The organism is Parolsenella sp. (assembly GCF_982402205.1).
Genome location: NZ_CEVYAT010000095.1, coordinates 1 through 6086, shown reverse-complemented (window position 1 = coordinate 6086; position 6086 = coordinate 1). Strand labels below are relative to the sequence as shown.

At 67.3% G+C, this 6086-nt stretch carries 5 protein-coding genes; 4 read left to right on the top strand and 1 reads right to left on the bottom strand.

Translation table 11 applies throughout. The features are described from left to right. The 4 genes from pepT to AC1VTH_RS05850 form a co-directional block, all read left to right on the top strand. Positions 1-748: tripeptide aminopeptidase PepT (pepT, locus tag AC1VTH_RS05865; protein ID WP_481335222.1), on the top strand; the 748-nt coding region annotated here is incomplete at its 5' end. A gap of 113 nt (positions 749-861) precedes the next feature. Continuing rightward, positions 862-1662 (top strand): HAD family hydrolase, encoded by an 801-nt coding sequence (locus AC1VTH_RS05860; protein ID WP_481335220.1) that lies wholly within the window; start codon positions 862-864, stop codon positions 1660-1662. Positions 1663-1672: 10 nt separating this feature from the next. Then, on the top strand, positions 1673-2200 hold the full coding sequence (locus AC1VTH_RS05855; protein ID WP_301830163.1) for an aminoacyl-tRNA hydrolase: 528 nt from the start codon (positions 1673-1675) through the stop codon (positions 2198-2200). A gap of 281 nt (positions 2201-2481) precedes the next feature. Further along, on the top strand, positions 2482-5745 hold the full coding sequence (locus AC1VTH_RS05850; RefSeq protein ID WP_481335218.1) for an ABC transporter ATP-binding protein/permease: 3264 nt from the start codon (positions 2482-2484) through the stop codon (positions 5743-5745). Between the two features lie 11 nt (positions 5746-5756). Here AC1VTH_RS05850 and AC1VTH_RS05845 read toward each other — a convergent pair. Next, the coding region (locus AC1VTH_RS05845; protein ID WP_481335216.1) for a hypothetical protein at positions 5757-6086 on the bottom strand (330 nt) is incomplete at its 5' end.

Below are 6086 nucleotides of genomic sequence, written 5' to 3'. Positions count from 1 at the left end.
CTCCCACCCCACGCTCAAGCTGGCCTTTGTTCCCGACGAGGAGATTGGCCACGGCGCGGCGCTTCTCGACCTCGACGACTTTGGCGCCACGTGGGCCTACACGGTCGACGGCGAGACGCTCGGCGAGTTCAACTGGGAGTGCTTCTCGGCCGCGCAGGCCACCGTCACGGCGCACGGCGTCGAGGTGCACCCGGGCAGCGCCAAGAACGTGCTGGTGAATGCCATCACGCTGCTGCGCGAGTTCGACGAGCTGCTGCCGGCGGCCGAGCGCCCCGAGCACACCGAGGGCTACGAGGGCTTCTTCCACCCCATCGAGGTCTCGGGCAGCGCTGGCGTGGCCACGCTCACCTACATCGTTCGCGACTTCGACTCGGCCAAGTTCGAGGCTCGCAAGCAGCTGCTTGCCGACTGCGCGGCCTTCCTCAACGCCCGCTATGGCGAGGGCGCCATCGAGGTCGAGGTACGCGAGCAATACCGCAACATGGTCGAGCACATGGACGGCATGGACTTTTTGCGCGACAACGCCTACGCCGCGATGCACGCCGTGGGCCTTGACCCCGTGACCGTGCCCGTGCGCGGCGGCACCGATGGCTCGCAGCTGACCCTGCGCGGCCTTCCGTGCCCCAACCTGCCCACGGGTGGGTACAACTGCCATGGCGTGCGCGAGTTCATCCCGGTGCGCAGTCTCGAGCTCACGGTCGACATGCTCGAGCAGCTCGTGGCGCGCTTCGCGGTGGCCCAGCGGTAACGCGCCCGCGGCCGCTGGCCGGCGCCGCTTGCGGCCGAGAGCGGCCGCACAGCCCACCAGTGCCACGCCCGGCGCCTCTCGCACGACGCATCCTCCACGTAGAAGGGACACACATGATCAAGCTCATTGCCTCGGACATGGATGGCACCCTGCTCGACGAGAACTCCCAGGTTCCGCCCGAGACCTTTGGCCTCATCCACGAGCTGCGCTGCGCGGGCATCCACTTCGCCGCGAGCTCGGGCCGCCGCCTCGACACCCTCCACGAGTTCTTTGCCCCGGTGGTGAATGAGATGGACTTCGTGGCGAGCAACGGCGCCCAGGTCATGGTGGCGGGCCGGCTCATCGACCGCGAGGTCTTCTCGCACATTGGCCTGCAGCGGCTCAAGGAGACGGTCGACCGCTTCGACTGCCTGCACATCGCCCTGTTCGACCGCACGCGCAGCTTCCTGCTCGACGACGAGAACCGCTTTGAGCGTGAGATCGACAAGGACCTGCTCGAGGCCGTGCGCGTCTTTGACGTGCCCGATCCCGAGGTCAACATCCTCAAGGCGTCGGTCTTCTGCGACACCCCTGCCTACACGATGGACATGGCCTACGTGCTGCAGCGCGAGCTGGGCGACTGGTTCGTCTTTGCGCCGTCGGGCTCCAAGTGGATCGACGTCATGCAGATGGGCGTGAGCAAGGCGAGCGGCATCCAGCAGATCATGGGCTACCTGGGCATCTGTGCCGACGAGGTCATGGCCTTTGGCGACGCGATGAACGACTACGAGATCCTGCGCCTGGTGGGCCACCCCATCGCGATGGGCAACGGCCGCTACGCGGCCAAGCAGGTGGCCGAGCGCGTCATTGGCAACAACACCGAGCAGGCCGTTCAGGCCGAGATGCGCCGCATTCTCGAGGCGGCGCGCAGATAGGGGAGGGCACATGGGTGCACAGGTTCTGGTTCCGGGCCGCGAGGCGGCGCGCGAGGAAGCGGCCGAGGAGTCCGTGGGCGGGCCCACCATCAGGCAGTACGTGGTGGTCGACCGCTCGCTGGGCATGAGTGCGGGCAAGCTCGCCGCCCAGGTGGCGCATGCGAGCGTGGCGCCGCTTCTGGCGGGCACGCAGCGCTACGTCGAGGAGGCGGACGCCGCGGCGGGCCCCATTGGCCTCGAGTTTGGCGGCAGCCTCGCGCGCACGGCCGTCGACGCCGACGTGCTGGCGGCCTGGGTGCGCCAGGGCGAGCCCAAGATCGTGCTTGCGGTCGACGGCGAGCGGGCGCTTGCGGCGCTGGTAAACCGTGCCGAGAGCCGCGGCCTCATGGAGGGCCTCGACTTCTTCTGCATCCGCGACGCCTGCCGCACCGAGCTCACGCCCGACGAGAGCGGCAGCCGCTGGACCTGCGTGGGCTTTGCCCCCATGGACGTTGAGCTGATTGCTCCCGTAACCGGGCAGCTGCCCCTCTATCGCTAGCACCTGCGGCCCCTCGCCTACCTGGCGAGGGGCCTCCTTTGTGCGCGCGGCGCCGCGGGGCAGTCTCTCCGCCTCATCCGTGCGCGGGCACAGCGACGCTCTCAGGCATCTGTGACTTTCTCCATTTTCTTGACGATGGGGCACAGAGCGTCGCGCTTGGGGATAAGGTACTTAACAATATTAGGTATCTATCCGGGGCGGGCGGGGGCATGACCGCCACGAACGGGTAAACGACACGTGCGGCGGGCGAGGGGCTCGCCGGCCGCAGAGATGGGAAGCGCATGATCGAGATACGCGACATCCGCAAGTCATACAAGACGGGCGACTTTGTGCAGCGGGCGCTTGACGGTGTCTCCATTACCTTCCGCGAGAGCGAGTTCGTGGCGGTGCTGGGCCCCTCGGGCTCGGGAAAGACCACATTCCTCAACATCCTCGGCGGCTTTGACCACGCGGACTCCGGCGACATCGTGGTCAACGGCGTTTCGACCAAGGACTACTCCGACGCGGACTGGGACACCTACCGCAACCACCGCATCGGCTTCGTCTTCCAGAGCTACAACCTCATCCCGCACCAGACGATTCTGCAGAACGTCGAGCTGGCCCTGACCCTTGCGGGCGTGAGCCGCTCCGAGCGCCGCGAACGCGCCCGCGCGGCGCTCGAGCGCGTGGGCCTGGGCGATCACGTCGACAAGCGCCCCGCGCAGCTCTCGGGCGGTCAGATGCAGCGCGTGGCCATTGCCCGCGCCCTCGTGAACGACCCCGAGATCGTGCTGGCCGACGAGCCCACGGGCGCCCTCGACACCGAGACGGGCATCCAGGTCATGAACCTGCTCGCCGAGGTGGCCCGCGACCGCCTCGTGATCATGGTCACGCATAACCCGCAGCTTGCCGAGGACTACGCCACGCGCATCGTGCGCATCAAGGACGGCCAGGTTGTCGACGACACCCGCCCCGTCACGGACGCCGAGCGCGAGCGGCTCGCCGCGGCCGAGGTGGGCTCCGAGCAGCCGCACCGCCGCAGCTCGATGAGCTTCCTCACGGCGCTGGCGCTCTCTGCTAACAACCTCATGACCAAGAAGGGCCGCACATTCATGACGGCCTTTGCGGGGTCGATCGGCATCATCGGCATCGCGGCGATCCTGGCGCTCTCCAACGGCGTCAACGACTACATCGCCCGCGTCGAGCAGGACACGCTGTCGAGTTACCCACTGTCGATCGCCAAGCAGAGCTACGACCTGTCGGGCATGCTGGGCGAGGCCCGCACTGGCGACGACTCCGGCGACGTCACCGACGCCTCGCAGGTCGACGCCACCCAGCCCATCCCTGAGGCCACCGTGCTGCGCGACATGTTCGCGAGCGTCAAGTCAAACGACATGACGAGCTTCAAGGCCTGGCTCGACGCCGGCGGCGACGGCATCTCCGACGACGTGAGTGCCATCCAGTACGACTATGGCATCAGCCCCATCGTCTACACCAACGCCGCAGACGGTACCGCCCCCGTGAAGCTCAGCCCCAACTCGATGACGCAGGCCTATGGCGGTGGCGCCTCGAGCGGCGCCATGGCGGGCACGATGATGGGCACGGGCTCGGCTTTCAGCGAGATGATCGACGACCAGGACCTGCTCGACTCCCAGTACGACGTCGTGGCCGGCCGCTGGGCGAGCGCGCCCGACGAGGCGGTGCTCGTGCTGTCGCAGACGGGCAAGATCAGCGACTACACGCTCTACAGCATCGGCGTGCTCGACATCGACGAGATGAACGACCTGGTCTCGAGCGCCCTCTCTGCCGATGGCAACGTCGAGACGCCCGACACCGCGGTGGACTTCACCTACGACGACGCCCTCAACACGAGCTTCAAGATCCTGAGCCCATCTGACGCCTACAAGAAGAATGACGAGACGGGCGGCTGGACCGACATGTCCAACGACGCCGACTTCATGGCGGGCCAGGTGGCAGGCGGCCTCGACCTCAAGATCGTAGGCGTCGTGAAGCCCAACGGCTCCTCGAGCGCCAACGCCCTGTCCTCAGGCGTCAACTATACCCACGGCCTTACCGAGGAGCTCATGGCGCGCGCCGCGAGCTCGCAGGTCGTGCAGCAGCAGCTCGCGAACCCCGACGTCGACGTCTTCACCGGCAAGACCTTCGACGAGCTGCAGGACGAGAGCAAGAAGGGTATGGACCTCTCGGGCATGTTCTCGGTCGACCAGGCCGCCCTGCAGCGCGCCTTCAGCTTCGACGCGAGCGCCCTCAACCTCCAGGGCTTCGACCTGTCGGGCCTCGACGTGGGCAACGTCCAGATCGACCTGTCGGGCGTGGCCGACGGCATCGACGTCGAGAAGATCATGGCCGGCGCACCCGCGCCCGACCTCTCGGGCGCCATCGACGGCTCGCTCGACCCCGACCAGCTCGAGCAGCTGAGCCAGCTCGCAAACCAGCTGCTCAACGGCTTCCTCAACTCGCAGCAGTTCAGGGACGTGCTGAACGAGTACCTCGCCAACCCCTCGGCCGGCCTCGATGCGCAGAAGCTCGCCGACGCCTTCACGGCCTACGTGGCCGCCGACGAGGGCGCCCAACAGATCGTGGCCCAGCTGCGCGCCGCCGTGGGCACCGTCATCGCCGACAGGCTCCAGAAGGTCCTTGCCGACTACGTCCAGAACAGCCTCGCCCCCTATCTTCAGGGCGTGGTGGAACAGCTCGTGGCCCAGGTGAGCCAGGGCATCATGGCGAGCGTCTCGGCCCAACTGCAGCAGGGCCTCGCGAACAGCATGGGTCAGCTCATGGGCGGCCTGTCGAGCCAGATTGCGAGCGGCATGCAGAACGCCTTCCACGTCGACGCGAGCGCCTTTGCGAGCGCCATCCAGTTCAACATGGACGCCGACGACCTCACCTCGCTCATGACGAACTACGCCAACGCGAGCCGCCTCACCTATGACAACAACCTCGCCACGCTGGGCTACGCCGACGAGGAGGACCCGCAGTCCGTCAAGATTTACCCCGTCGACTTCGAGGCCAAGGAGCGCGTGCTCTCCCACATCGACGCCTACAACGACGCCGCCAAGGCCGCCGGCGACGACGACCGCGCCATCTCCTACACCGACTACATGGGCGTCATGATGGGCAGCGTCACCGACATCGTGAACATGATCTCGCTCGTGCTCATCGCCTTCGTGAGCATCTCGCTCGTGGTGAGCTCGATCATGATCGGCATCATCACCTACATCTCGGTGCTCGAGCGCAAGAAGGAGATTGGTATCCTGCGCGCGATGGGCGCCTCGAAGGGCAACATCGCCAACGTCTTCAACGCCGAGACCTTCATCGAGGGCCTCATCGCGGGCGTGCTCGCCATCGCCGTGGTGATGCTCGTGTCGTTCCCGGTGAACGCCTGGGTGCTCGCCGACTACAACGTCGAGAACATCATGAGCCTGCCGCCCACGGCCGCGGTGATTCTCATTTGCATCTCGGTGCTGCTCACGGTGGTTGCGGGCGTCATCCCGTCCGTGGGCGCCTCGCGCCGTGACCCCGTCGAGGCGCTGCGCAGCGAGTAGCCCGTGTGGCGCTAGCTCAGGGCGAGGGTGGCGAGCAGGGCGGCGTGGTCGCTGCCGGGGATGGCGAGAGTTTGCACGCTCGTGGCGACCGCAGCATCGCTCGTGACCACGTGGTCGATGCCCGCGAGGGGCGCCACGAGGGCGTTTGAGGGCCAGGTGGCGACGAGCCCCTGGCCGCACTCGTGCGCGGCGTCGTGGAGGGTCACGGAGCCGCCTGTGGCGTCTTGCCCGGCGTGCGCGGCGTTGTTGCCGACGCCCTTCTCGGCATCCGTGGTGGCTGCGTCGGTGGTACCCGCGGGTCCTGCACCGCCTGCGCCATCCACGCCCAGCATGGCGCGGAA